A 24,714-nucleotide genomic window follows, 5' to 3' on the forward strand; every position below is an offset into this window, starting at 1 on the left:
TCGGTATTGGTTTGAGGAGATGAAGCCGAAGAGTCGGATATGGCAATCGTTCTCCTCGACTTCGTTGAGAAGGCACTACGCGTAGCGAAACAAGCGTTGGGGAAGCACGCGGGGAAGCCCGAATCAGGCGGGCTTCCCCGCGAGGCGCACATCGTCGCTCACTGTATTCGGAAGGAAGAAGGCCACACCTTCACCGAACTTGTTGATCGGATCGGTCTCATGCCTGAGGTGTGCGATCTCCTCGGACTCCATACAGACGCGCTGCCTGATCCGACCACGTTCTACCATTCGATTGATCGGTACGCGATGTACGTCTGGCGGGCGTTGCTGCGCACTTCGGCGCAGCAACTCCGCCAATCTGGTCATGTGGCACTGGACAGTACGTTCTTCGAACGCAAGCAGGCCTCTCAGTACTATCTCCAGCGAAGCGGCCGCACCGTCAAGACGATCAAGGCGACGACGCTGACCGATACAGAGTCGCTTGCAGTGCTGGACGTCCATTGCTGTATTGAGCGTGAACACGACACGAAGGCTGGCCCGCGGGTCGTCCGCAGGAACGCGGACGACCTGCGGTCAGTCGCTGCTGACAACGGGTTCCAAGACTGGCACACCGAATACGAAATCGCTGCGTTAGACGTTGAGTACCTTGTTCACCATCAAGGATCGAGACCGATGGCCGTTGCGAATAACGCGCTCATCCGAGCGAAGGGCTACACCCAGCGATGGATGTCCGAGACGTCTTATTCGACGGTCAAGCGAACGCAGGACTCCGCCCTGCGTTCGCGATTCTGGTATCGCCAGTTTCGTGAGATCGTTCTTCTGTTCGCGCTCAACAATATCAAGAAACTCGCCAAGACGCTATGATCGTACTCCCGTACCGCATTTTCAATAGAGCAGGATGAACCAGTTCCCACCGAATTCGAGGTAACGAAAAGAAGAGTATAGCTAAGGTAGCCGAGTATCCCCTTCACGATTTCTAACCTATTGATAGCGCCCGTTAGAGACTTTGTACATCCTCGCAAATCGGTGAAATAGCGTGTAGCTCGTTCTGAGTACTTCAAGGTGCAAAGACGGGTGAGATGGTGGTCGGTTGATTTAATGGATATAGTGATAGAGAGCCACCTTTGAGACGAATAGGTACTCTACCCCTCCGAATTTTTTGATGGGTATAAGACTGGCATGGTGTCGAAGCTACGACTCTCAGATTGGCTCTATGGTGCTTTCAGAAACGTGGGAGACGTGAGTGAAGTGGGCGCTATCCCACGTTCCCCGGTCGATGGATGCAATGTCACAACCGGGATTCAGTGTAAAAAATCGAAATACCAAAGCATTGTGGCCAATTAACAGATAACTAAAGCTTCGGGTAATACCGTCAGAAAACGTGGAGGTAGTGAACGCTATCACCACGTTTCCCCGGTAGGATGAAGCGGGTACCGGGATTCGATCCACAGATACCGTTTCAAAAAGAATTCTGGCCGTACATTGAAGATTCAGACATGCCAACAGAGAATTACGATCAAACGAGGGTCTGCCGAGTAGCCGGGTTTGAGCGTATCAGAAAACGTGGGAACTGCGAACTGACATGGCATTCATCCCACGTTGCTACGGGAGTCGATCGGGGGGATACGGTGACTCCCCGGTTCAATAGATAGTTGGAACTACCAAATAGATTCTGGCCATATGCTGATTAGTTCTCAGAAACGTGGGAGGCACCGACCAAGATACCTTCCCACGCATATCATGGGTGCGGTCATCGCCAGTCGAATCAAAACGTGGGGTGAACGAACTGACAGACGTTTCCCACGCTTTTGTCCTCTGGCTCCGGGATAACCGCGTTTCTACTGACGGGCAGTGATAGTAAATAGATTGTGGCCAATTGTCATATGATTAAGTCGCATATCTCTCTGAAAACGTGGGAAGCAGGGAATGTATGACGACCATGACATGACCTCTCCCCACGTTACTATGGATTCGATCAATTGGGGATACGGTGACTCCCCGTTTCGGATGATAGTTGGTACTGTCGAATAGATTGTGGTCATACTACTAAGCAATTTTCTCAAAGCGTGGGGTGAATTGGGCTGAAGGATGTTTCCCACGCTCCGATGTCTGATGGGACGACAGTCCCAATTCCACTTACAAATTGATGCAACAAATAACTTGTGGCCGGTTAACACAGATGAGCCTCGGCGATTTTCTCCTCAGAAAACGCGGGGATACAGGTGACCAGACACCTTCCCACGCTCCCCGGACGAATCCATGGTAGCAGTACCGGGGATTTTGACCAACGCGAGGGAACATGTAAAGCGTTGTGTCTTTCTTAGGGAGGGGTTCCACTCGAAATAGAGGTTATCAGTGACGGCAATTCAGGGATGATTTCACTCCCGGGTTTTGCCCATAGAATCGTAAACCATAGGTAGAGGCGAAACGACAAAGGAATACGGACGATTAGGATGTTTCGAGTCCGGGTGAAATCGTATATAGAATCTATTGCTGGCTGGATGTTACGACGAGGCTGTCCCGTTTCGAGTTGATAAAGGCACCGAGCGAGCAAGGTGTGGAAGGCGACAAGAACAGGTGGTGTGAATCCGCCAGCGCGAACTGACCGACGAAAGAACGTGCTCCAGTCAGCTTGATTCCGGAGTTTCCCCTGCTAATTGAGTCAGAAACGGTAGCTTCGGGAGAGCCGCCGCTCATGGCGGCGGCAATCCCACCCCGAAATCGGCCTCAGCCGTACGAGGGGAGCGATTGATTCCAGCGTGTCCGAAGCTTCCGGATCGCTTCCGGCACGCCACCCCGCAGTGGGTGGCAGTGCCGGAACCACTCCATGAGCACGTACCCAATCAGCGTACAGAACAACTCGAACAACACGCCGTTGAGCGATTTTGAGTGGAAGTTCTCGGTGTTTGTGTACTGTTTCAATTCACGGAATAGAATCTCGATAAGGGTCCGTAGCGTATAGATACGCACTACGTCCACTGGATCATACTCTGCTGAAGACAACGTTGTGAGGTACTCGATTTTGCCACCGTCAACGTCCTCAAACACGATTTGACGGAATTGTTCACCAGTCTCACCCAGTTCAATGCGCTGGTCACACACGCTTCGTGTCCCTGCTTCGTCAGTAATCTCGACGTCTTGGACGCGCCCCAAGACGTCTATCCGAGCGTCTGATCGAAGCAACGTGACGAAATCCTCGTCACGTCGCTTCATCGCGCAGAAACGCTCGTAATCGAGGTAGCCACGGTCGAAGACCTGAATCGGCGAGTCGAGGTCTGCGAAGACCTCGACGTCGCTTTGGAGGTGCTCGAACTGCGTCGGTTCGCGAGTGTCACCTCCGGTGACGGTCATACCGAGCGGCTGCTTGTATTTGCCGTCGACGCGTGCAGCCAGATTGAGCTTGAGTCCACCGTCTGTCGGCTGGATCTCGTGCAGAATCTTCTCGTCCTGGAGCTCGCTCGGAATCGCAACCGATCTGGTGAGCATGAGGTTTGTTGCGTCAATCGCAACGACGGATCGATTGAGCCACTCCAAACGCTTTCGCTGAACGCCACGCTGATGGTATAGTTGCGGAGTGTGGAGTAGCTCGAACAGCACGCGAACGACCGCGCGATAGTCGCGGTCGTTCGTGCGCCGCGAGAAGGTTGAAGCGGCCATGTACGCCATCTGATCGTGAGTATCAGTTTTCTCGGCGAGTTCAGCCAACGAATCAGACGGATTGATTCCCTCGAAAGCACCGATCCTGAGATGATTATCGAAATCGTGTTTCTCGTTGTAGGTGCCGATATCAAATTGTTCAGCAGTCGACTCGCTGTCGACTGCGTCGAGCAGCGAGTAGAACGCACTCGCAGTGGTCGGTGATCGCTGAGGTCCATCAGGAACCGCCTGTCTCGATGACCGCCTCGTCTGGGGTTCAACTGTGCTTGCCATCACCTCGGCTATGACGGGCTCACGCCGGATTTAAATAGTCGAAACGGGACAGCGACGAGGATGATGAGGAGGAGCGGAAACACCGAGAGGGTAATGTACATCTCGCCGAACAGTTCGAGCGTTTCGAGGACGAGCGACTGCTCCTGTTTGGTCGTGCGGAGATGTTTGTCCTTCTTGTCGTTTAGGAAGTCGGTCATGTCGCCGCCGGAGTCGATAATCGAGAGCATGTCGGTCAGAAACTGACTCAGCTCCTCGCTCGGCGTCCGGAGCGCCTGCTTTCTGATGGCGGTTCGGTAGTCGGTGTCGAAATACTCCGTTTCCAGATGCGCTCATCCCGATACATCGTAACACAGCAGTTTCTCGAACCAATCGTCCGGTGAATTGAGTTTCAATCCGAGGAAGCCGAGGTATTTCTGAAGGTGATGCTTCGAGACACCCCTGAACTTCGCCAGCCACTGGCGAAGGAAGCTGTGGCGGTTCTCGCAGGTGTTTGTGTGGGCGTCACCGATCACGTAGGTGTCGGAGTGGGTGACGGCCAAATGGCCGTCCACCCCCTCCTTATCCTCGATGTCGTTGTAGATCGTGTAGCCATCGGTGCAGAGGATCACGCTTCCGTCGCCGTACTCGGCAATATCTTCGTCAGCATCCTGCAGATCTTCACAAACGAGAAACCGAACTCGTCCGTCATCCCGACGGACGAGTGTCAAGACCGGCGGTTTGTCTGACTTGAAGGTTCCGCGTCCTTTTTTGAGAGTCCGCGCTCGCGCGGACTCCCGTTCTCGTCTTCAAGTCCTTTCTCACCAGCCGTGACGTAGACCTCGTCGGCTTCACACACGCCGTAGAGATTGAATTCGTCAATCTCACCGCTGACGTCCTGGACTTTGTGGACGAAGTTGAGGACGGCTTCGTAGTTGCGATCGAGGTCCCGAGCGATCTGAGCGGTCGGCTCAGATCGCATCTCCTTGACGATGTAGAACATCTCTTCGAGTTCGAAGCGATGCTGCCAGAAAATCGTCTTCGTGAGGTCGCTGAAGTAGGTCTCGCAGTGCTTGCAGCGGTACTGTTGGGCGTCCTTATCGGTCGTTCCGCGTTTGACGACGTCGTCATCTCCGCAATGGACACACGTCACCGTCTCGCCGAAGCGGGCGAGACGGAGACGCTCGAAGCATCGCTCACGCGGTGGAAGGAAGACCTGAGCTGACTCCTCGTCCATCGTTGGCCGATGTTTGATCTGCCAGAGGAATTGGCGTTACGATCTATCGAGATGAGCGTCCAGATGGATGCTTTCGAACTCCGCGGCGACCGCGCCGTAGGTGTCGTCGGCGTCGGCCATCGCCTCGAAGATCTCGAGCTGGTTCAGCCCGCCGATCGACAGTGCGTACATGAACGAGACCGAATCGGCGAGCAGCATGTTGATCTCGCGCTTGCGCGAGTTCGCCCGGACGTACGGCACGGCGACGAGCGTGCCGAACCCGGCGACGAACCCGACCATCCCACAGACTAGTCCCGAGAGCAGTACGAGCAGCGGGAGCTTCACCGCCTCGAAGACCGCGAGCGCCGTCCCATGGAGTACCCGGAGATCGGTGATTTTCGGCACCTCCGTCACGAACAGCTCGACGACCGCGTAGCCCGAGAGCGAGGCGAGCAGCCACAGCAGCCCACCGGCGATGACGCCGATCGCGAGCGCCCGCGAGAGATACATCTCGACCGTATCGGCCATGCGCGCCGCGGCCAGCTTCCGCTGCACGTCGTCGACGAAATCGCCGTCCTCGTCGAACAGATACCGATACAGCGGGTAGAACCGATCGCCGAGCGTCCGCGTGCGCCCGCTGTACCCATCGGTGCCGTAGCTCATTTCTCGTCCTCGGTATCGGTCGCCGCCGATCCGTCGGCCCGCCCACCGTCGGCGATGGCGGAAGCGAGATCCGGCGTCTCGTGGCCGGCGTACTCGTCGAACAGGCGCTCGTCGGCCTCGTCGAGGATCGTCGCAGTGTGCTCGCGCAGCTCCTCACTAGGGTCCGGTCGCGGCACCATCGCCTCCATTGCCGGATCGGTGTCGATGTGGACGCTCTCCATGCCACGGAGATCGTCGAGACTCGCCTCCAGACGATCGTTGGCGATGAGCGTCAGGATCGCATCCGGATCGTTGATGAACGCCTGCAGCGTGGCCGCGGCCTACGTGTACGTGTTGAGGCCGCGATCGACGAGATAGGCGAGCACCACCTTCCGTTGGAACAGCTCATCGGAGAGGCGCTCCTGGCTCCAGCCGCGATCGAACTTGATCGATTCGAGCGTGTTCGACGTGCCGAGTTTCAGGTAGTCGTCGGTCTCGGCCTGCCACTGATAGACGTCCTGGACGTTGATCTCGTCGTTCTCGGCGTCGTAGTAGTTGATCTCGGTGAGCGCCTTGTTCCGGCGAACCTTCTGCCCCTGCACGCGCGTCGCGGTCTGGATGCTCACGAGATCGAGCGCCGTGAACATCGTCTTTGAGACGTTGATCGGGTCGGTCGTGAACCGCTTGATGACCTCGCCGACGTTGTCGGCGTGAAAGGTCGTGAGCGACGTGTGACCCGTGCTCATGACTTGGAACAGCGTCCGTCCCTCCTCGCCACGGATCTCACCCATCACGATGTACTCGGGTCGCTGGCGCAGCGCCGCCTCCAGGAGAGCGAATTCGTCGATATCGCCGGCCTCGTCGCCGGTGAACGAGGGTCGCGTCACCGAGGCAACCCAGTTGCGTTGGGGAATTTCGAGCTCTCTGGTGTCCTCGATCGAGACGATCTTCGCCTTGCTCGGGATGAACAGCGAGACGGCGTTCAGACTCGTCGTCTTGCCCGACGCCGTGCCGCCGGCGAAGAGCATCGACTTGTTGTTCTCGATACAGAGCCAGATGTACGCCATCTCTTCGAGCGAGAACGTATGCCAGTTGATGAGGTCGACGGGAGTGAACGGGACATCCTTGAACTGGCGAATGGTGTAGTTCGTGCCGTGATCCGAGACCTCGTAGCCGAGCGTGAGCTGGGCGCGCGAGCCGTCCGGCAGCGTGGCATCGACCTGTGGCTGGCGTTTGGAGATCCCCTTACCCGAGCGCTGGGCAAGCTTCACGACGAAATCGTCGAGGTCCTGGTGGCCATGGCGGACGTTGGTGATGAGCTGCTCGCGATCGGCGTGATAGACGAAAACGGGTGAGTCGTAGCCATCACACGAGATGTCCTCGACGTTGACATCGTGTTTGATGCCGTCGATGCGCTCGTAGCCGATGAAATCGCGTTTGAGATAGTAGAGCAGCTTCTCGACCTGATACTCGGTGAGCGATTTCGCGTCCTCGTCGACCACCGCCGGCTCCGGCCGGGCGGCGATCCCCGAAACCCCTCGTTCCGTCGACGAGTCGTCCGGGTCGTCACCGAACAGTCCCTTCAGTTTCGACATCAATCCCGAACGCCCCGCACCCGCGATGGAGCCGTCGTAGAGGTCGTATCTGTCGAGCAAGCGCCCGGTTACGGCTTCGATGACGTCCGCACGTTCGGCGTCGTCGTCTTGGATGGCGCTGTCCTCACCCGAATACGTGATTGCGGTCTTCAGCTTCCCGGTGAGGAACTCCTTGAGCTCCGCTTCGATGGGGGTGAGATGTGGTTCGACGAGATAGTATTTCCCCTCGTTTTCGCGCGTCGAGTGGAAGATGACGACGAACGCGTAGGGCTCGTTGACCCAGTAGCGCGTCACCTCGCGGAAGTGTCGTTTGCGCCCGGTCGAGACGGTCTTTTCGAGATCGTAGCGGTTCGCGATCGTCGTCCGTCCGTCGGCTCCGGTGAAGAATTCGTCCTCGTCGTCGGGACCCGTCGCGACGGTCCGATCGTCGACGACATCCGCGAGGGTGGTCGCGGTGTCGATCGCGTCCGCCAGACGGCCGCGCACGTCGTCCGTGCCGCCGTCGTCCGTACTACCATCCGCACCACTATCCGACATTGAGAATCGGTGGTCGCGGTATCGCACAAAAACCCTCGCACACGCTCATCGAACGATGACCGCCTTTCGATCCTACTGATAAGTTATCAAAAGGCCATGAGTGAATCAGAAAGAACTACATAGCGTGGTCGAATGGTTCAATGTATGGTGGTTTCGCTCCTCTTGCTGGTCGGTCTCGCGGTCGCGGTCTTCGTCGGCTTCAACATCGGTGGTTCCTCGACGGGCGTGGCGTTTGGCCCGGCGGTCGGCAGCCGTCTCGTCTCGAAGACGGGTGCAGCCGGGCTGTTCACGCTGTTCGCGCTCATCGGCGGCTGGACGGTCGGGCGCAACGTCGTCGAGACGATGGGCGGTGATATCGTCCCGTCGGGTCAGTTCACGCTCGCCGCGAGCGTCGGCGTACTCTTCTTCGTCGGCCTCGCGCTACTCATCTCCAACCTCTTCGGCGTCCCTGCCTCGACTTCGATGACCGCCGTCGGCGCGATCGCGGGGCTGGGACTCGCGAGCGGGACGCTCGACTGGGAGGTGATGGGCCGGATCGTCTCGTGGTGGCTCGTCGCTCCTGTACTCGCGTTCTGGGTCTGTGCAGTCATCGGTCGCTATCTCTACCCCTATCTCGACGCGTGGTTCGCCCTCGACCGGTCAGACAACGCCCTGTTCGAGATCGACCGATCGGGCACCGTCCCGATCCCACACCTCGCCGGAAACACCCGACCGAAGGAGGTATTCTGGAGCGCCGTCGTCCTCGTCATCAGCTGCTACATGGCCTTCTCGGCGGGTGCGTCGAACGTCGCCAACGCGGTCGCGCCGCTGGTCGGCAACGGTTCGATCACGACCAGTCAGGGCGTTCTGCTCGCCGTCGGGGCCATCGGCGTCGGCGCGTTCACGATCGCTCGGCGTACGCTCGACACGATCGGCAACGATCTCACCGACCTGCCGCTTCTGGCGTCGCTCATCGTCGCCAGCGTGAGCGCATCGATCATCTCGGTGCTCTCACAGCTCGGCATCCCGGCGAGTCTCGCTGTCAGCGCGACGATGTGTATCGTCGGGCTCGGCTGGGGGCGCGCGACGCGGACGACGACGATCGCCGACGCCGCGTCGGCAGCCATCCAGGGTGAGGAGAGTGCGACGCTCTCGACGGGGGCGCTCGCGGCTGAAACGCCCGAGAGGACGAGCGATGTCGACACCGCCGACGGCCCAAGAGCAGGCGAGCGCGTCCGCCCGATCGGCGACGAGGAACCGACCGAACTCACCTCGGAGGAACTGTTCGACCCCTCGGCCACGGGGCGGGTCGTCATGCTCTGGATCCTCACGCCATCGCTGTCGGCGATCGCCTCTTTCCTGCTCTTTCAGCTCTTTCCCGTCTACGGCGGGGCGTAGCCGACGCCGACACACGACCCGCGTTCCGGGTTGTCGCCGATCCGTCGTGGATGACTCCATCGTTCGCAAGAGTTTCATCGCTCCCGGCTGTCGTACCTCCGACAGTCGACGGTTCGAGACCGGACGGTTATATGCCGGTCACGTGTTGGTGAGACATGAAACTGTCAGTTGGCACCGTCCTCCTCGTGATGTTGGTGGTCTCAGCCGGCTGTTCGACTCTCGCCAGAAACGACGACGAATCGACCGCGACACCGACGGTCATCCGGGAATCGGAGACACCGACAGAAACAGTCGTGAACGCGACGACTGTCGGTTCGGGTGAACCGTCGACCACGGCGATGACAGCGACCGAGACGCCCGATACCACGACCGAACCGACGTCCACGCCGACAGCAACACGGACTGCGACACCGACAGCGACGGATGGACGATCGGACGTTCAGACGATGAAGATCGAAGCCGTAGGTAACGGGACGTCGAACTACACGATCTACGGTGTGGGGGATGGCGCGACGACCGCGGCGGGAACCGAGAAAACGGACTCGGTCGTCGCGAACGACACGGCGACCTACGCCACGGGTATCACCGGAGAGCGGGCTGCAGACACCTACGATATTCGAACCGAGAGCGTCGGGCGGGTCGTGAACAACGGGACGGCAACGCTCGAACTGTACATCGACGGGGAACTGCGGGGAACGTACGAGCCGAACGAGAACCCGAGCCAATCGGCCACGACGACCGACGACGGTGGCCCGACTCACAATCTCACGATACGAGCCATCGATGATGGGACGTCACGGTACGTCGCGAACGGGGTCGGCGAAAGCGCGTATCCTGCCCAGGACACCGAGCAGACGGATACGATAGTGAGCACGGAAAACGACGGGTTGTTCCCGACGGCAACCGGGATCACCGGTGATCACGCCAAGGACACGTACAGCGTCAGGTGGCCGTATCTCGAAGAGTTCTCCAACGAGGGTAACGCCACGCTACAGGTGTATATCGACGGAGAACTGAAAACCACGGTCGGACCGGGCGGGGTCGATCCGATGAACGGTCCGTAGGAACCGGAGACGACCGACGACCATCGAGAAGGGGGAAGGGGAGACAGTTGGCTAATTTGTTCCGCTAACACGTTCGAGCACGGATCGTTGCCGTCACGCATGGGTCGTCGCGACGCTCAGTCGAGAAACCGTTCGATCCGGTCCATCGCCTCGCGCAGCTCGTTCATCCCTGTGGCGTACGAGACGCGGAGATGGCCCTCGCCGCCAGCACCGAAGACGTCGCCGGGAACGACCGCCACTCCCTCGGCATCGAGCAGCGCCTCGGCGAACGCCTCGGCGTCCTCCCAGGGGCTCTCGGGGAAGACGTAGAACGCGCCCTTGGCCGTGAAGCAGTCGATGCCCATCTCGTCGAACCGCGAGAGCACGAACCGGCGGCGGCGGTCGTACTGGCTGCGCATCTCCACGACCGCGTCGTCGCAGTTGTCGAGAGCGTCGATGGCGGCGTGCTGTGCCGTCGTGGGGGCCGACAGCATCGAATACTGGTGGACGCGATTCATCGCCGTGATGGCCTCTGGCGGGGCAAGCGCGTAGCCGAGCCGAAGGCCGGTCATCGCGTAGGCCTTCGAGAAACCGTTGAACACGACCGTGCGCTCGCGCATACCTGGCAAGGTCGCGATCGAGGTGTGGTCGCCCTCGTACGTGAGGTCGGCGTAGATCTCGTCGGCGAGAACAGTCAGGTCGTGTTCGCGAGCGAAGGCGGCGATCGGTTCGAGATCCTGCTTGCTCATCGTCGCACCCGTCGGGTTGTTCGGATAACAGAAGACGAGCGCTTCGGCGTCCGCGGCCCCGTGCTCGCGGAGTGCTTCGGCGGTGAGTTCGAAATCGTCTGCCTCTCCGGTGGGGATTGGCACGGGCTCGCCGCCGGCGAAGGTCACACCTGGCACGTACGAGACGTACGACGGCTGGGCGATCGCCACCCGGTCGCCGGGATCGACGAACGCGCGGAAAGCCACGTCGATGGCCTCGCTCGCGCCGGCGGTCACGAGCACCTCCTCGTCGGGGTCGTAGTCGAGATCGTAGCGCTCGCGCGAGCGCTCGGCGATGGCCTCCCTGAGCGCCGCCATCCCGCGATTGGCGGTGTAGGAGGTCCGCCCCCGCTCGAGCGAGTCGATGGCCGCCTCGCGCGCGCTCCACGGCGCGGTGAAGTCCGGCTCGCCGACGCCGAGCGAGATCACGTCGTCCAGCTCCTCGGTGAGTTCGAAAAACCGCCGGATTCCGGAGGGTGGGACGCGCTCGACACGCTCGGATATCTTCATGCGATCCACCGCCGGTTCCGGTAGCGACTGTGAGTAGGGGGCGCGGAGCGTGCGACCGTGTTCATGGCGAGACCGAGAGCCGATCGTCATCGTGTCCGTCACCGAATTCGAAGCCACGCTCCTTGTACGACTCCATCAGGTAGTGAGTCACCGTCTGAGTGATTTCGGGCACGGGTGCGACCTTCTCGGAGACGAACCGGGAGACCTCACCCATCGAATCCGCTTCCACAGTCAGGGAAAAGTCGTATTCGCCGCTCACGAGCCTGAGTGATTGGATTTCGGGAAAGCCGACGAGTCGCGCAGCGATGTCGTCGTAGCCCGTCTCGCGATCGAGCGTGACGTTGCACTCGACTAGCGCGCGCACCGGTTCCTCGTCCGTTCGTCGCCAGTCGACGACCGCCTGATAGCCCTTGAGCACGCCCTCGGCTTCGAGGGCCTCGATCTGCTCTGTGACCTCGCTCTCGTCGGTTCCGAGCATGCGCGCGAGATCGACGGTCGTGTAGCGCGCGTTCTCACGGAGCAAGGAGAGCAGTTCCGCACGGATGTCCATACAGCGACGCCAGCGCCGCGGGACAAAAGCGTTCCGTCGCTACTCCTCGCCGAGGAAGGCGACGAGCAGCTGCTGCTGGGCCTTCCGGAGGTGGTTGTGCAGCGTCGGCGAGGAGACGCCCATCGAGTCGGCGATCTCCTCGGCCGTCGACCGCCGCGGCCACTCGTAGTAGCCCGCGAAGTACGCCGCCCGCAGCGCCGCCCGCTGTTTGTCGGTGAGGCGCTCGTCGATCGCCTGCCGGGCGGTCGCGTCGTCAGACCGATCGACGGTGTGTTTCGAGAGCAGCTCCGAGCCCGGGTGGGCACGCTCGAACGCGGCGACCATCGTCCGTACGTCGGTCTCGGGGGCGACCGTGACGACCATCGTCCCGTCGCCGTCCTCGACGTACCACTCGTCGATCGTGCCGCCGGCGTCGACGATGCTGTTGACCGGTGACTCCCGTGTCACGATCTCGAAGGCACCGCTCTCGTCGTGACTGCTGACGAGTCGACAGTCCTCGACGACCGACGATTCCCGCGCGAGCTCACGCACGCGCTCCGGGTCGGCACCCTCGACAGTGACATACTGGAGGACGGTCCCGTCGGCGGCTGGCACCACGCCATCGACGAGATATCGGCAGTCGAGGCGGCACGTCAGCGTCATCGGGAACGCCGCCTCGTCGACGACACGGAGTTCGAGCACGAGCGCCGTGTCCGACAGCAGCAGTTTCGTGTTCTGTGCGGCGTCGATGGCGAAGCCAGCCACCTCACCGAGCACGGCGAAACCGGCACGCTCGCGCTCGGAGAAGGCGTCGGATCGCGTCGCCGCGACCACGAGCACGCCGTAGACCACCGCGTTGTACGACAGCGGGACGGCCGCCACCGGTCCTGTCGGCTCGCCGCCCATCTGCCACGGGCCTGCCCCGTCCTCGAAGACCTCCACCACGTCCGTTTCGGGCAGTTCGGTCGGCAGTCGTGCCGTGCCGCCGTCCGCAGCCGCCATCTCCACGCCGTCGGTGTCGATGCCGGCACCGGTCCGAACGGTGAACTCGCTGCCGGCATCGCGCTCGGCGATCCACGCGAACTCGTACAGCTCGGCGGCCGCGATGCGCTCACAGACCGTGGCCGCGATCTCCTCGCGCGTCGCCGCGGCCACCAGCCCACGGACGATGTCCTGGATGACGACGTTGATGCGATCGAGCGTCGCCAGCTCGTCGCGCTGGCTTTCGAGCCGGCGCTCGGCACGGCGCTGGGCGACCGCGTTCTCGATCCGGTTGGCGAGCACCGTGTACTGGTCGAGCCCGCCACCCTTCTGGAGGTAATCGGTGACGCCGGCCGAGATGGCCTCGCTCGCCACGTCTTCGCTACCCTTGCCCGTCGAGAGGACGAAGGGAAGGTTTGGATACTCCTCGCGCACTCGTTCGAGCAGCGTGAGCCCATCCATCCCCGGCATGCGGTAGTCGCTGACGACGCAGTCGACGCGTGTCTCGTCGAGCTGTGACAGCGCAGCCTCGCCGCCCGTCTCGGTGTGGACGACGAATCCCTCACCCACGCGTTCGAGCGCCGTCGCTGCCATCTCGACGACGTGGCGCTCGTCGTCGACGAAGAGCACGCGAATTTCGTTCTCAGCGTCCATCCGTTCGGCCACGGCTGGTCATACGATAGCTCCCCCACCAACAAAAAACAGTATGACAGCGACCGCTCAGTTGCGCCCGGGCTCCGCCGGCAGGACTGCTTGCTCCCCGTCGCCGCCGATGTCGACCTCGAAGCGGGCACCGTCGGCCGTATCGGCGACCGAGACTGACCAGCCGTGTGCGTCGGCGATCCGTCGGACGATCATCAGCCCCAGCCCGGTCCCGGACTCGCTCGTCGAGTAGCCGTGTTCGAAGATCCGCTCGCACTCGCCGTCGGGGATGCCGGGTCCGTCGTCGGCAACGAAAAAGCCCGTCTCGGTCGTCCCGACGGTAACGTGGACGTCGCTGCCGGCATGATCGATCGCGTTGCGAAAGAGGTTCGCGAACAACCGCGTCAGTCTGTCGGGATCGCCCGCGACCGTCCCCGAGAGCTCGACGTCGATCGTCGCGTCCTCGCCGTCGACCGTCCGCCACGCCCGTTCGGCCATGCCCGCGAGTTCGACGGGTTCGGGGTCGTCGATGACCCGTCCCTGACGGGCCAGCGTGAGCACGTCCTCGATGAGCGTGTCCATTCGGTCGAGAGCCCACAGCGCCGCGTCGTGATGCTCCGAGTGGTGATCGGCCTCGGCGAGCTCGAGCCGGCCGCGCGCGACACCCATCGGGTTGCGGAGGTCGTGCGAGATGACGCTCGCGAACCCGTCCAACAGTTCGTTCTGGCGTTCGAGATCGCGCTCGCGGCGCTTCTGGTCGGTGATGTCGGTGTAGATCGCGTAACCACCCTTGCGCTCACCCGGTTCGAGCGGGGCGATATGCACCAAGAAATCGCGCACGCCGTCGGCCGTCAGCCGGCGAACGGTCGTCTGACGGCTCGTTCCGTCGGCGAGCGCCGCGTCGACCGATTCGATCGCCATCTCGCGATCCGACGGAACGATGTAGTCACCGGCGTTCTCGCCCGTGATCTCTCCCGCGCTGTGGCCGAACACCGTCTCGAAGCGCTCGTTCACCCGCCGGGTGATCGGTTCGCCGTCGACCAGTTCGTAGCGCAGCGCCGCGTCCGGAACGTTCTCGAACAGCGCCGTGAGGCGATCGCGCTCGACGACGAGTTCGCGCTCGCGTTCGGCGCGTTCGAGCGCCGCCTCGGTGTTCGCCGCGAGCAGTTTCGCCAGCGAGACGTCGCGGTCGTCGAACACGCCCGGTTCGGTCGCGCCGATGGTCAGGACACCGTGGTCGCCGAGCGGCAACAGCAGCTCGCTTCTGATCGGTGTGTTCGGGTTGTGAACCTCGGATTGGCGGTCGACGCGGTCGTACCGTTGCATTGTGCCGGACTCGAAGACCGTCCAGGCAAGACTCTCGCCGCCGGCGAAGGTCGGTGGCGCGTCGAACAGCTCCGTGCCGGCCTCGGAGATCGCCACCGGTCGGAGTTCGCCCGCCTCGTGAAGCCAGATCCCGTTCAGCTCCATATCGAGCACGTCGGCAGCGGTCTCGATCGCGACGTCGGCGACCTCGCGCCGTGTGGTGGCCGCCATCATCTCCCGGCTGGCGTCGTGAAGCGCTTGGAGCAGTCGCTCGTGGCGCTTGTGGACCGTGATGTCGCGGACGACGCCGACGGTGCCCGCGAAGCCGGCGTCGCCCTCCAACGCCGTGAGCTGGATCTCGCACGGGATGGAGTCGCCGTCGGCGGTGTGGACGGTCGCATCGTAGGAGTCGCTGACGGCGTTCGCACCGTCGGCGAGCAGCCGCTGGATCACCGAGCGGCCGAGTGCAATGTCGTCCTCGTCGAGCAGCATCGAGACGTGTTCACCGAGGAGTTCTTCGCGACCGTAGCCCGTCTCCGCGACGAGCGTGTCGTTGACCGTCCTAAATCGCCCGTCGGCATCGAGCGTGTAGATCATGTCGCCGGCGGCGTCGAGCATCCGGCCGTACCGGCGCAGTCGCTCCTCGCGTTCGAGGCGATCGAGCGCCGCTTCGGCGTTCGCCGCGAGCACGCGCGCGAGTCTGACGGTACTGTCGTCGAACGACTCGTCGGGCGAGGCGACGGTGATCGTGCCGTGGTCGCCGAGCGGGAGGTAGAGTCGATGGCGCAGCGGAATGCCGTCGTCGGGTGCGTTCGCCTCGCCGACGACGATCGCCTCGCCGGCACGGAACGCTCGCCACGGGAACCCCTCGCCGCGCGCGTAGCGCGGCCGCTCGCCGAGTCGGTCGTGTGTCGCAGCGGTCACGGACACGGGATCGAGGCTGTCGCGCTCGTCGTCGTGCAGACGTACCACGGCAATCGGAAAGCCGAGGATCTCTTCGATCGTCGTCGTGACGGCGTCGGCGATCCCGTCTTCGTCCCTGGCGGCCACGAACCGCCGCGTCGCCTCGTGAAGCGCCCCGATGGCTTGCTCGCGGCGGCGCTGCTCGACGACGTTGCGCCCGACGCCGACGATGCCGTAGCCGTTGCCGAGGGGAACGCGCGCGCCGCTGAACTGGTGAGGGATCGTCTCGCCGGCGTTCGTCACGAGCGCCGACTCGACCACGGCGCTCTCGCCCGTTCGCAGGATTTCCTGTATGCGCTCGTCGATACGGTCGTAATCCGCATCGGGGACGAACTCGGAATAGTTCGTTCCGGCGATCGTCGTGTCGTCGTAGCCGACGACGGACGCGTACTCCTCGTTCCACCGAACCATCGTGCCCTCGGGATCGAGAACATAGGCCGGGTCCGGCAGCGCCTCGAAGAAGCCGTCGGTGATCGCGCGTTCCCGGTCGCGGTCGCGTTCGGTCCGCGTCGATCGCTCTCTGAACACGCCGTGCAGGAGCGTACGGTCGTCCATCTGGACGGTGCGTGCTCTGAGATCGACAGGTATCGTCTCGCCGTCGGCGGTCTCGATCAGCACCGCCGAGCCGTCGCCGAACCGGGCGGCATCGGTACCGGACGACGCGGCGTGCCGTTCGAACAGCTCGCGATAGCGCTCCCGCTGCTCGGCGGGATGGAGTGCCGTCTGGTCCATCCCGACGAGCTCCTCGCGCGGGCGGCCGAACAGCGTCGCGGCGACGTCGTTCGTCTCGACGATCCGCCCCGTCTCGGCGTCGGCGATCACCACCGCGTCCGGCGTGGCGTCGATGAGCGAGCGGTAGAGTCGTTCGGATTCGGCGAGCGCACACTCGGCGCGATAACTCTCGACGGCGTTGACGATACTGTTGGCGAGCAGTTCGTACCGTTCGCTGCCCGTCCCCTTTCGGAGATAGTCGGTGACGCCGGCGGAGATGGCTTCGCTCGCGACCCCCTCACCGCCCTCGCCGGTGAAGAGGATGAAGGGGATGTTCGGATGGCGCTCGCGCACCCGTTCGAGCAGCGCGAGCCCGTCCATCCCCGGCATGCGGTAGTCGCTGACGATACAGTCGATCTCCGTCCCTTCGATGCGGTCGAGCACCGCCTCGGCATCCGCCTCGGTCGCGACCGTCAGCCTGTCGTCGATCCGTTCGAGAGAGGTGCTGGCGAAGTCGGCGACTGCCGGTTCGTCGTCGACCATCAGCACCGACATCGCCTCCGACATCCTTGTTGTGCTCGAATGCCGCCCGGAGCGAGAAAAACCTGTCTCGGCTCGCGCCGTGATGCGCGGCGTCGTGTGGTTCGTCGAACCTTTAGCCCTCGCGGTCGTGCGGCCCGCATGGTTCTCGAAGAATCCACGCGCGAACTCGAACGCGGCGACGCGGCCCCCGATTTCGAACTGCCCGGTGCGGACGGCGAGACGCACACGCTCGACGACTTCGACGAGTACCGGGCGCTGCTCGTCGTCTTCACCTGCAACCACTGTCCGTACGCACAGGCGAAAATGGAGACCCTCAACGAACTCGCTGCTCTCTACGGTAACGACGTCGCCGTCGTCGGCATCAATCCGAACGACGCCGAGGAGTATCCCGACGACTCCTTCGAGCGAATGCAGGAGCTCGTCGCCGACGGCACCGTCGACTACGACGCCTACCTGCGCGACGAATCCCAGGACGTAGCACGGGCCTACGGCGCGGTCTGCACACCCGATCCGTTCCTCTTTCGCAACGGCGATGCGGGGTTCGAACTTGCCTATCACGGTCGTCTCGACGACGCTCACGGCCCCGACCAGCGACCGTCGGGCGAGGCAGGGTTCGAGATGGCCGGAGCGATCGAATCGGTGCTCGGGGGCGTTCCCGTCGATCAGCAGTTCCGCCCCTCGCGCGGCTGTTCGATAAAGTGGCGCTGAGTCGGGCTTCGCTTCGCGTTCTCGCACTGAAACCGCGTGACGTGGTATCATAGAGGAAGAATCATTACCGAGCGGTCGTTCTGTGAACGTATGCCAGGAGGCACCGACCAGATCCTGCGACCGTTCCTGTGGCGCGCCGAGCGCATGTATCCCGACGTCGAGATCGTCTCGCGCACCCACGACGGGATCGAACGCTACGATTATGCCGCATTCGGCGGGCGCGTCGCCCGATTGGCGAACGCTCTCGACGAGGCCGGGATCAGTGATGACGCACGCGTTGGAACCTTTTGTTGGAACCACCACCGCCACTTCGAGACGTATTTCGGCGTGCCGGATTCCGGCCGCCAGCTCCACACGATCAACCCGCTGCTGCCCGACGAGCACATCCAGTTCATCGTCGAGAACGCGAGCGACGAACTCCTGTTCGTCGATCCGTCCCTCTTGGAGAAGCTCGGCGGCGCGGCCGACCCGGACGCGTTCGCCTCGATCGAGCAGTTCGTCGTCATGGGCGAGCAAGTGCCGGAAACGGACCTCGACGCGACCGATTACGAGTCGTTCATCGACGGGCATGACGACGAGTACGATTGGCCGGCGCTCTCCGAGGATCGGCCGGCCGGGATGTGTTACACCTCGGGCACCACCGGCAAGCCGAAGGGTGTCGAATATACCCAGCAGATGCTCTGGTCGCACACGATGGCGACGCTCACGCCCCAGGGGCTGGGTCTCGACGACACCGACGTCGTGATGCCGGTCGTCCCGATGTTCCACGTCAACGCCTGGGGGATGCCGTTCACGGCGACCGCGGCGGGCGCGAAACACGTCTATCCCGGCCCGTCGCCCGATCCCGCCGATCTCGCCGCGCTCATCGAGGAAGAAGGCGTCACGATCACGGCGGGGGTTCCCACCGTCTGGTTGGGACTGCTCGAATACATGAACGACAACGAGGTCGATCTCTCCTCGCTCGAACAGGTCATCATCGGCGGGAGCGCCGCCCCCGAGTCCGTGGTTCGACGATTCGACGAACTGGGTGTGGACGTACTCCACGCGTGGGGGATGACCGAGATGAGCCCCATCGGCTCGGTCGCACGGCTCAAGGACGGGATGGACGAGTGGGACGACACCGACCGCTACGCCAAGCGCGCCAAACAGGGACTGATGGTTCCCGGACTGGAGTTCAAAGTCATCGACGAGGGCGGCGACGAGATCGAGTGGGACGGCGAGGAGTTCGGCGAGCTCTGGGTGCGCGGGCCGTGGGTCACGACCGAATACTTCGAGCGGCCCGAGGCGAACGAGGAGGATTTCGAGGACGGATGGCTCAAGACCGGCGACGTGGTGAGCGTCGATCCAGACGGCTACATCGAGATCGTCGATCGCGCGAAGGACGTCATCAAATCCGGTGGCGAGTGGATTTCGAGCGTCGAACTCGAGAACGCACTGATGGCCCACGACGACGTGAGCGAGGCCACAGTAGTAGGAGTGCCCCACGAGAAGTGGCAGGAGCGTCCCGTCGCCTTCGTCGTCACCGGCGAGGAGCGCGATTCGCTCAAGGACGAACTGCTCGAACTCGTCGACGAGGATTACCCCAAATGGTGGGTGCCCGACGACGTGCTGTTCATCGACGAGGTGCCGAAGACCGCTACCGGGAAGTTCTCGAAGAAGGACCTCCGCGAGGAGTATTCGGACGAATCGCTGATCGCGGGCAAGGCTCCGGAGGAGGCCGCGCCCGAGAGCGACTGATCGACAACTCTCCGTGACTCGTTGCCGGTTTACACGAGTTATTTGCGTCGCGCTCCCGTCGTGTGGACATGGAGCTACTGGACGAGTCGATCGTTCCCGAACACGCTCACGAGGTCAAGCAGGACGCTCGCGAGTTCGCCGACGAACACATCGCCCCGAACGCCGAGGAGTACTTCCGGACGGGCGAGTATCCCTGGGAAATCCTCGAAGCCGGACAGGAGGCAGAGCTGGTCGCCCAAGACATCAACGAGGATCTCGGTGGGCGCGACCTCGATCTGGAGCAGATGCTCGCCATCGGCGAGGAGTTCTACAGGGCCGACGCGGGCATCGCACTCACGCTCCAACTGGCGAGTTTCGGCGCGGAGATCGTCGAGAAATACGGCAACGAGGACCAGCACGAGGAGTTCCTCCGGCCGGTCGCCGAGTGCGAGCAGATAACGGGGTTGGCGGTTTCGGAACCTCAGACCGGCAGCGATCTCGCCGGGATGCAGACCACCGCTAAGAAGGACGGCGACGAGTGGGTGCTGAACGGCGAGAAATACTGGGTCGGCAACGCCGTCGAGGGCGACTGGCTCACCGTCTACGCCAAGAGCGGCGACTCCGACGACCGCTACTCGAACTACTCGATGTTCATCGTGCCCACGGACGCACCGGGCTACGAGGCCGAGCACATCCCCGAGAAGATGGGCTTTCGCGCCTCCAAACAGGGTCACATCTTCTTCGAGGACTGCCGGATCCCCGAGGAGAACCTCATCGGCAACGAGGGCACCGGCTTCTACATGCTCGCCGAGTTCTTCAACCACGGTCGCGTCGTCGTCGGCGGACATGGATTGGGACTCGCCGCGGCGGCCATCGAGGAGGCCTGGGACTTCGTCCACGACCGTGACGCCTTCAACCGCGAGATCAGCGAGTTTCAGGCCGTCCAGCACGATCTCTCGGACATGCTCATCGAGTTCGAGAGCGCTCGGGCGCTCAACTGGCGCGCCGCCGAGAAGGTCGCCAATCAGGACAACGCGGGCTACTGGGCCGCTCTCGCCAAGGCGAACTCGACGGAGACGGCCGTCGACTGCGCCGAGACCGGCATGCAGCTCCACGGCGGGCGCTCCGTCTTGACCGAGAACCGTATCGCACGCGTCTACCGCGACTGCCGGGTGCCCGTCATCTACGAGGGCGCGAACGCCGTCCAGCGCAACCTGATCTACAGCCAGCGCCAGTAGGTGGCCACTCGCCGCTCAGAAGTCTTCACTGAGAATCACGTCTCGTGGCGGGAACATCGCCGCGAGACGTGCCGCCGTCTCCTCCGATTCGACGGTGAGGTCGCCAGCCATCCTCGCATGCTCGATCGAGAAGTGGCCGACGAACAGCTGTGAGAGCGTCGTGATCGCGACACGTGCGTCCGGTGATTCATCGACTGGAGTGCAGGTCGCTGCGCCGTCCCGCACCGCGAGCGCGAACGTATTGTCGTTCCACGCGGCACTCGGATCGTCGACCGAGAGTACGACGCGGCCCTCGACAGCGGCGGGGTAGTCGAGGGCGGCGAGCGCCTGTTCGACGTCGACGATACGGACCATCCCACCGGGAACCAGTTCGCAATCGACGGCGCGGGGATCGTCGACGAGATCGGCCAGCGGCCAGTCGGCTCGGCCACGGATGCGGACGCGCTCGACCTGCGAGTCGTGGTAGAACAGGAATCGCAGGAGATCGAGGAACGCTGCGTTGTCGATCGCGTTGCACTCCTTCACTCGCATCGTGCGCCCGTCGTCGGCGTCGATGTGGTAGACGACGTATCCCCGGAGGTCGCCATCGCGCTCGACGCCGTAGACGTAGGGATCGTTCTCGCGACCGGTGAAAACTCGATCGCGCCACCACGCTTCGCTGCGGCGCATCCAGAGCGAGACGCCCTCGCCGGCGGCCGCGAGCACCGGGTCCATCGCCGCGAAATCGTCGGCATCGAGTCGGCGAAACTCCCCGTCGTGGTCGGTTTCGGCCGCGAAGGCGAGCGCTTCGGGCTCGCACTCGTAGATCGCGGTGGTGCCGGCCTGTGCCCACCCATACTGCCGGTAGAAGGCGTACTCGAACGGCCAGAGCGCCGAGAGATACTGGTCACGCTCGCGGTACTCGGCGAGCGATTCGCTGAGCAGGCGGGCGATCAACCCCTGCCGACGGTTCTCCGGTGGCGTGGCGACACCCGCGAGCCCCGCCAGCGGATGCTCGCCACCGCGCACCGTGGTCGTGAACCAGTGGTGGGCACCGGTACAGAGCAGTTCCTCGCCGTCGAAGAGACCGCGGCGCGCACCGTGTTTCGCCCGTCGCGGCAGGTCGTCGACGCTCTCGACGGGTTCCGTCGGCTCGGCGGGACTGAAAGCGTACTGCTGGATCGCCCGAAACTCGTCGATCCGGTCGTCGGGCACCGGGCGGTAGGTGGGCATGGGATGCCTGCGATCCGAACGGTGAAATAGCCACTCGGTCAGACGAGGAAGACGCCACCGCCGATCACCGCGAGTGCGCCGAGACCGACACAGACCAGCCAGAACGAGACGCGTTCAACCAGTCGCATCAGCGCGTCGATCGTGAGATAGCCGACGATCGCGCTCGTCGCGAGCGCAACGGCGGCCATCGCAGGCGAGATCGCCGGGATCCCGTCGCTGAGCGTCGTGATCGCCCCCGCGCCGAGCGCTGCCGGGATCGAGAGCAGGAAGGAGAGCCGGAACGACGAGGGGCCGTCGTGGCCCCGCAGGAGGAGCGCACTCGCGGTCGTTCCCGATCGGGAGACGCCCGGCAGGATCGCCAGTCCCTGGAGCCCGCCCACGAGCACCGCATCGACGAGATCCGGCGTTCCGCGCCGTCCGCCACGGCCCTCGACTCCGCGCTGGACGAAGCCCGTGACGATCAGCAGGACACCGATGAGTGCGACGAACGCCCCGCCGGCGAGCTGGCTGACGAGCTCTTCGAGGGCGACGTACGCGGGTAGTCCGACCACACCGGTCGCGAGCGTGGCGACGACGAGGAAAGTGAGTTCGGAGCGATCGCGGTCGAACGCCCGATCGGGTCGCCAGTTTGGAATCTCGCCGAGCAGAGCCGCGACCTCGTCGCGGTAGTAGGCGAGCGCCGAGAGCGCGGTGCCAGCATGAAGGAAAAGCGACAGTTGGACAGCGACCGCCGGCGAGACGTTTTCGACGACCGTCAGATACAGCGTGATGTTCCCCTCGCTCGATATCGGCAGCCACTCGAAGATGCCCTGCAGGATTCCGACGATGAGCGACAGCGCGACCGAGGGGTCCATGTTCGACCGGCCACGGGCCCCGGATAAAGGCGGTTCGATCGTCACCGCGACATCACTCCGAAAACCGATAGATGTATGTGGGGATGCGACCTATATTGTCAGAGTATAGACGTGAGTGGACATCTCGCCGAGCGGTTCGGGACGGCCGGCAACGCCCTGGCGGTCGGCGAGAGCGAGGTGCGAACCTACGTGTGGACGGCACTGCTGCTGACCACACTGATCGCCGTCTGCGTGCCCGTAGTCGCTGCGGTGAGCGGTCTCCCGACCCCGGTGCTCGTCGTCGTCGCCGGCCTCTGCTATCTCGCGGTCGTGTTCGCGAGCGGACATGCTCTCGCGGGGCTCGCGAGCGCCGCCATCGTCCTCACACTGTTTGACATCTCTACGACGCTCGTCGAGGGGCCCGGCATCGCGACGATCGACGTGATGGCCGCCGACGTCGTCACCGTCCCGTTGCTGTTCGTCCTCCTCTACGAGTTTCTCGACGACCGACCGTCCGTGGGGTTCAACGGGCGGTCGATCGCGACGTTCGGACTGGTCGGGTTCGTCGCCTGGGCGTTCGTCGCCGGCCTCGTCGCCAACGGTGGCTCGTCGGGGGCCGGTGTCATGTACGCCATCGAGCAGTTGCGCAATCTCGTCGTGTTCGCCGTCGCCGCGCTGATCGTCCACCGATCGGATGTCCGCTGTGTCGTCTACCCGTTTCTCGTCGCCGTCGCGGGCAACCTGCTGCTCTCGCTCGCGCAGATCGTCAACGAGGGGATGCTCGGCTTCCCGTTTCTCGGCGAGCCGCCCGACCGCTATCTACGCTCGTTTATGCTAAGCTCGTTCGAGATCGCGACCGGCTTCTACGCGGGCGGGTTCGTCGGCCACGGCCGCGAACTGGTGATGGTGCTGTTGCTCGCGCTCCCGCTCGCAGTCGCCGTCACGATCCGGCGCGCGTGGCTCTCGCCGTTCGTCGTGGCTGCGGCTGCCGTTTCTGTGCTCTCGATCCGCGTCGCCGACACGGACGCCGGCTGGGCGACGCTCATCCTGCTCGGACTCGGTTTCGGCGCATGTCTCACTCTCTGGCTGCTCGTCACCGCGAAGCGACGCCATTCGATCGCCGTGACGGCGTCCGCCAGCGTCGTCGCGATCGCCGTCTGGGGGGTCATCGCCCGCGTGCTGTTGTTCGTCCTCCAGTCAGGTGACGGCGACACGTCGATCTTCCGCACCGATACGCTGGCGATACGGATCGAGGAGTACGTCACGGCGATCCAGCTCGCGGTCAAATATCCGCTGTTCGGCATCGGCGGGAAGAACTTCTACGTGTTCTCGGAGCGCTACGGGCTGCCGGCGGATCTCGGCGTCCACAACACCATCCTGTCGAACCTCGCCGCGACGGGGTTCGTCGGCGGTGGCCTCTATCTCCTCGCCATTCTCACTGTGGCGTTCGTTGCTTTCCGGCTGATCGTGAGCACTGAGGGCGTCGAGCGTCTGCTGTGGATCGCCATGCTCTGTTCGATGGCCACCTTCCACGCCTACTCCTCGTGGATGGCAGCCTACCACTGGACGGTCGGCAACGCGGCGTTCTGGCTGCTCGCCGGCGCGACGATCGGCACGGCGAGTCGCCGCTACCGTGGTTGGACGACGAACACCGAGGTGACAGAGGAAGAACTGTCGACGACGGGTCGCATCCAGGGCTGACCCCACCGAGCGGTTTTACCGATCCGCCACGATACCGTT

At 63.1% G+C, this 24,714-nt stretch carries 15 protein-coding genes and 3 pseudogenes; 7 read left to right on the top strand and 11 right to left on the bottom strand.

Annotated features, from left to right (window positions below):
- Positions 1-39: 39 nt before the first annotated feature.
- The gene (locus tag NO363_RS05495) at positions 40-864 is read left to right on the top strand and encodes a transposase (RefSeq protein ID WP_256684396.1); all 825 of its coding nucleotides are present in this window, start codon (positions 40-42) and stop codon (positions 862-864) included.
- Positions 865-2,727: 1,863 nt separating this feature from the next.
- On the opposite strand, the gene NO363_RS05500 is transcribed toward NO363_RS05495, so the two are convergent.
- From NO363_RS05500 to NO363_RS05520, 5 genes and pseudogenes are all read right to left on the bottom strand, one after another.
- Positions 2,728-3,930 carry an IS4 family transposase gene (locus tag NO363_RS05500; protein WP_256687456.1) on the bottom strand — a complete coding sequence of 401 codons (1,203 nt, stop codon included), beginning with the start codon at positions 3,928-3,930 and terminating at the stop codon, positions 2,728-2,730.
- A gap of 47 nt (positions 3,931-3,977) precedes the next feature.
- Positions 3,978-4,253, bottom strand: a pseudogene (locus tag NO363_RS05505) (type II secretion system F family protein); the annotation flags it as partial.
- A gap of 6 nt (positions 4,254-4,259) precedes the next feature.
- A protein-coding gene (locus NO363_RS05510) for an IS1595 family transposase (RefSeq protein ID WP_256687457.1) occupies positions 4,260-5,143 on the bottom strand; the annotation gives its coding sequence in 2 pieces (ribosomal slippage) (positions 4,260-4,681 and positions 4,681-5,143; 885 coding nt in all).
- A 57-nt stretch (positions 5,144-5,200) separates the two neighbouring features.
- Positions 5,201-5,785 (bottom strand): annotated as a pseudogene (locus NO363_RS05515) (type II secretion system F family protein); the annotation flags it as partial.
- A pseudogene (locus NO363_RS05520) lies at positions 5,782-7,896 on the bottom strand (type II/IV secretion system ATPase subunit). The pseudogenes NO363_RS05520 and NO363_RS05515, both read right to left, overlap by 4 nt.
- 147 nt (positions 7,897-8,043) lie before the next feature.
- On the opposite strand from NO363_RS05520, the gene NO363_RS05525 reads away from it, so the two are divergent.
- Positions 8,044-9,273 (top strand): inorganic phosphate transporter, encoded by a 1,230-nt coding sequence (locus tag NO363_RS05525; RefSeq protein WP_256687929.1) that lies wholly within the window; start codon positions 8,044-8,046, stop codon positions 9,271-9,273.
- A 155-nt stretch (positions 9,274-9,428) separates the two neighbouring features.
- Positions 9,429-10,337 carry a hypothetical protein gene (locus NO363_RS05530; protein WP_256687461.1) on the top strand — a complete coding sequence of 303 codons (909 nt, stop codon included), beginning with the start codon at positions 9,429-9,431 and terminating at the stop codon, positions 10,335-10,337.
- 116 nt (positions 10,338-10,453) lie between these two features.
- Here the strand turns inward: NO363_RS05530 and NO363_RS05535 are convergent, their stop codons facing one another.
- The 4 genes from NO363_RS05535 to NO363_RS05550 form a co-directional block, all read right to left on the bottom strand.
- Complete coding sequence (locus NO363_RS05535) at positions 10,454-11,593, bottom strand: pyridoxal phosphate-dependent aminotransferase (protein ID WP_256687462.1); 1,140 nt, start codon at positions 11,591-11,593, stop codon at positions 10,454-10,456.
- A 61-nt stretch (positions 11,594-11,654) separates the two neighbouring features.
- The gene (locus NO363_RS05540) at positions 11,655-12,143 is read right to left on the bottom strand and encodes an Lrp/AsnC family transcriptional regulator (protein ID WP_256687463.1); all 489 of its coding nucleotides are present in this window, start codon (positions 12,141-12,143) and stop codon (positions 11,655-11,657) included.
- Between the two features lie 39 nt (positions 12,144-12,182).
- Entirely contained in the window at positions 12,183-13,757 is a 1,575-nt protein-coding gene (locus NO363_RS05545; RefSeq protein ID WP_256687465.1) for a bacterio-opsin activator domain-containing protein, read from the bottom strand.
- Positions 13,758-13,823: 66 nt separating this feature from the next.
- A complete protein-coding gene (locus NO363_RS05550; protein ID WP_256687466.1) occupies positions 13,824-17,267 on the bottom strand; it encodes a PAS domain S-box protein in 3,444 nt (1,147 codons plus the stop codon).
- Between the two features lie 138 nt (positions 17,268-17,405).
- Between NO363_RS05550 and NO363_RS05555 the strand changes: the two genes are divergently transcribed.
- The 3 genes from NO363_RS05555 (at position 17,406) to NO363_RS05565 (ending at position 20,929) form a co-directional block, all read left to right on the top strand.
- The gene (locus NO363_RS05555; RefSeq protein WP_256687467.1) at positions 17,406-17,975 is read left to right on the top strand and encodes a thioredoxin family protein; all 570 of its coding nucleotides are present in this window, start codon (positions 17,406-17,408) and stop codon (positions 17,973-17,975) included.
- A gap of 90 nt (positions 17,976-18,065) precedes the next feature.
- On the top strand, positions 18,066-19,712 hold the full coding sequence (locus NO363_RS05560; RefSeq protein WP_256687469.1) for a long-chain fatty acid--CoA ligase: 1,647 nt from the start codon (positions 18,066-18,068) through the stop codon (positions 19,710-19,712).
- A 68-nt stretch (positions 19,713-19,780) separates the two neighbouring features.
- A complete protein-coding gene (locus NO363_RS05565; RefSeq protein ID WP_256687471.1) occupies positions 19,781-20,929 on the top strand; it encodes an acyl-CoA dehydrogenase family protein in 1,149 nt (382 codons plus the stop codon).
- 15 nt (positions 20,930-20,944) lie between these two features.
- Here the strand turns inward: NO363_RS05565 and NO363_RS05570 are convergent, their stop codons facing one another.
- Complete coding sequence (locus tag NO363_RS05570; RefSeq protein WP_256687473.1) at positions 20,945-22,141, bottom strand: GNAT family N-acetyltransferase; 1,197 nt, start codon at positions 22,139-22,141, stop codon at positions 20,945-20,947.
- 38 nt (positions 22,142-22,179) lie between these two features.
- Positions 22,180-22,995, bottom strand: coding sequence for an undecaprenyl-diphosphate phosphatase (locus tag NO363_RS05575; RefSeq protein ID WP_256687475.1), 816 nt, complete (start codon positions 22,993-22,995; stop codon positions 22,180-22,182).
- 111 nt (positions 22,996-23,106) lie between these two features.
- On the opposite strand from NO363_RS05575, the gene NO363_RS05580 reads away from it, so the two are divergent.
- Entirely contained in the window at positions 23,107-24,675 is a 1,569-nt protein-coding gene (locus NO363_RS05580; RefSeq protein ID WP_256687477.1) for an O-antigen ligase family protein, read from the top strand.
- The last annotated feature ends 39 nt before the right edge of the window (positions 24,676-24,714 follow it).

It is taken from the genome of Halococcus qingdaonensis, assembly GCF_024508235.1.
In the GTDB taxonomy this organism is placed as follows: domain Archaea; phylum Halobacteriota; class Halobacteria; order Halobacteriales; family Halococcaceae; genus Halococcus; species Halococcus qingdaonensis.

Coding starts and splice junctions, on each gene's coding strand:
- NO363_RS05495 (WP_256684396.1), top strand. CDS start 40: ATGGCAATCGTTCTCCTCGACTTCGTTGAGAAGGCACTACGCGTAGCG.
- NO363_RS05500 (WP_256687456.1), bottom strand. CDS start 3,930: ATGGCAAGCACAGTTGAACCCCAGACGAGGCGGTCATCGAGACAGGCG.
- NO363_RS05530 (WP_256687461.1), top strand. CDS start 9,429: ATGAAACTGTCAGTTGGCACCGTCCTCCTCGTGATGTTGGTGGTCTCA.
- NO363_RS05535 (WP_256687462.1), bottom strand. CDS start 11,593: ATGAAGATATCCGAGCGTGTCGAGCGCGTCCCACCCTCCGGAATCCGG.
- NO363_RS05540 (WP_256687463.1), bottom strand. CDS start 12,143: ATGGACATCCGTGCGGAACTGCTCTCCTTGCTCCGTGAGAACGCGCGC.
- NO363_RS05545 (WP_256687465.1), bottom strand. CDS start 13,757: ATGGACGCTGAGAACGAAATTCGCGTGCTCTTCGTCGACGACGAGCGC.
- NO363_RS05550 (WP_256687466.1), bottom strand. CDS start 17,267: ATGGTCGACGACGAACCGGCAGTCGCCGACTTCGCCAGCACCTCTCTC.
- NO363_RS05555 (WP_256687467.1), top strand. CDS start 17,406: ATGGTTCTCGAAGAATCCACGCGCGAACTCGAACGCGGCGACGCGGCC.
- NO363_RS05560 (WP_256687469.1), top strand. CDS start 18,066: ATGCCAGGAGGCACCGACCAGATCCTGCGACCGTTCCTGTGGCGCGCC.
- NO363_RS05565 (WP_256687471.1), top strand. CDS start 19,781: ATGGAGCTACTGGACGAGTCGATCGTTCCCGAACACGCTCACGAGGTC.
- NO363_RS05570 (WP_256687473.1), bottom strand. CDS start 22,141: ATGCCCACCTACCGCCCGGTGCCCGACGACCGGATCGACGAGTTTCGG.
- NO363_RS05575 (WP_256687475.1), bottom strand. CDS start 22,995: ATGGACCCCTCGGTCGCGCTGTCGCTCATCGTCGGAATCCTGCAGGGC.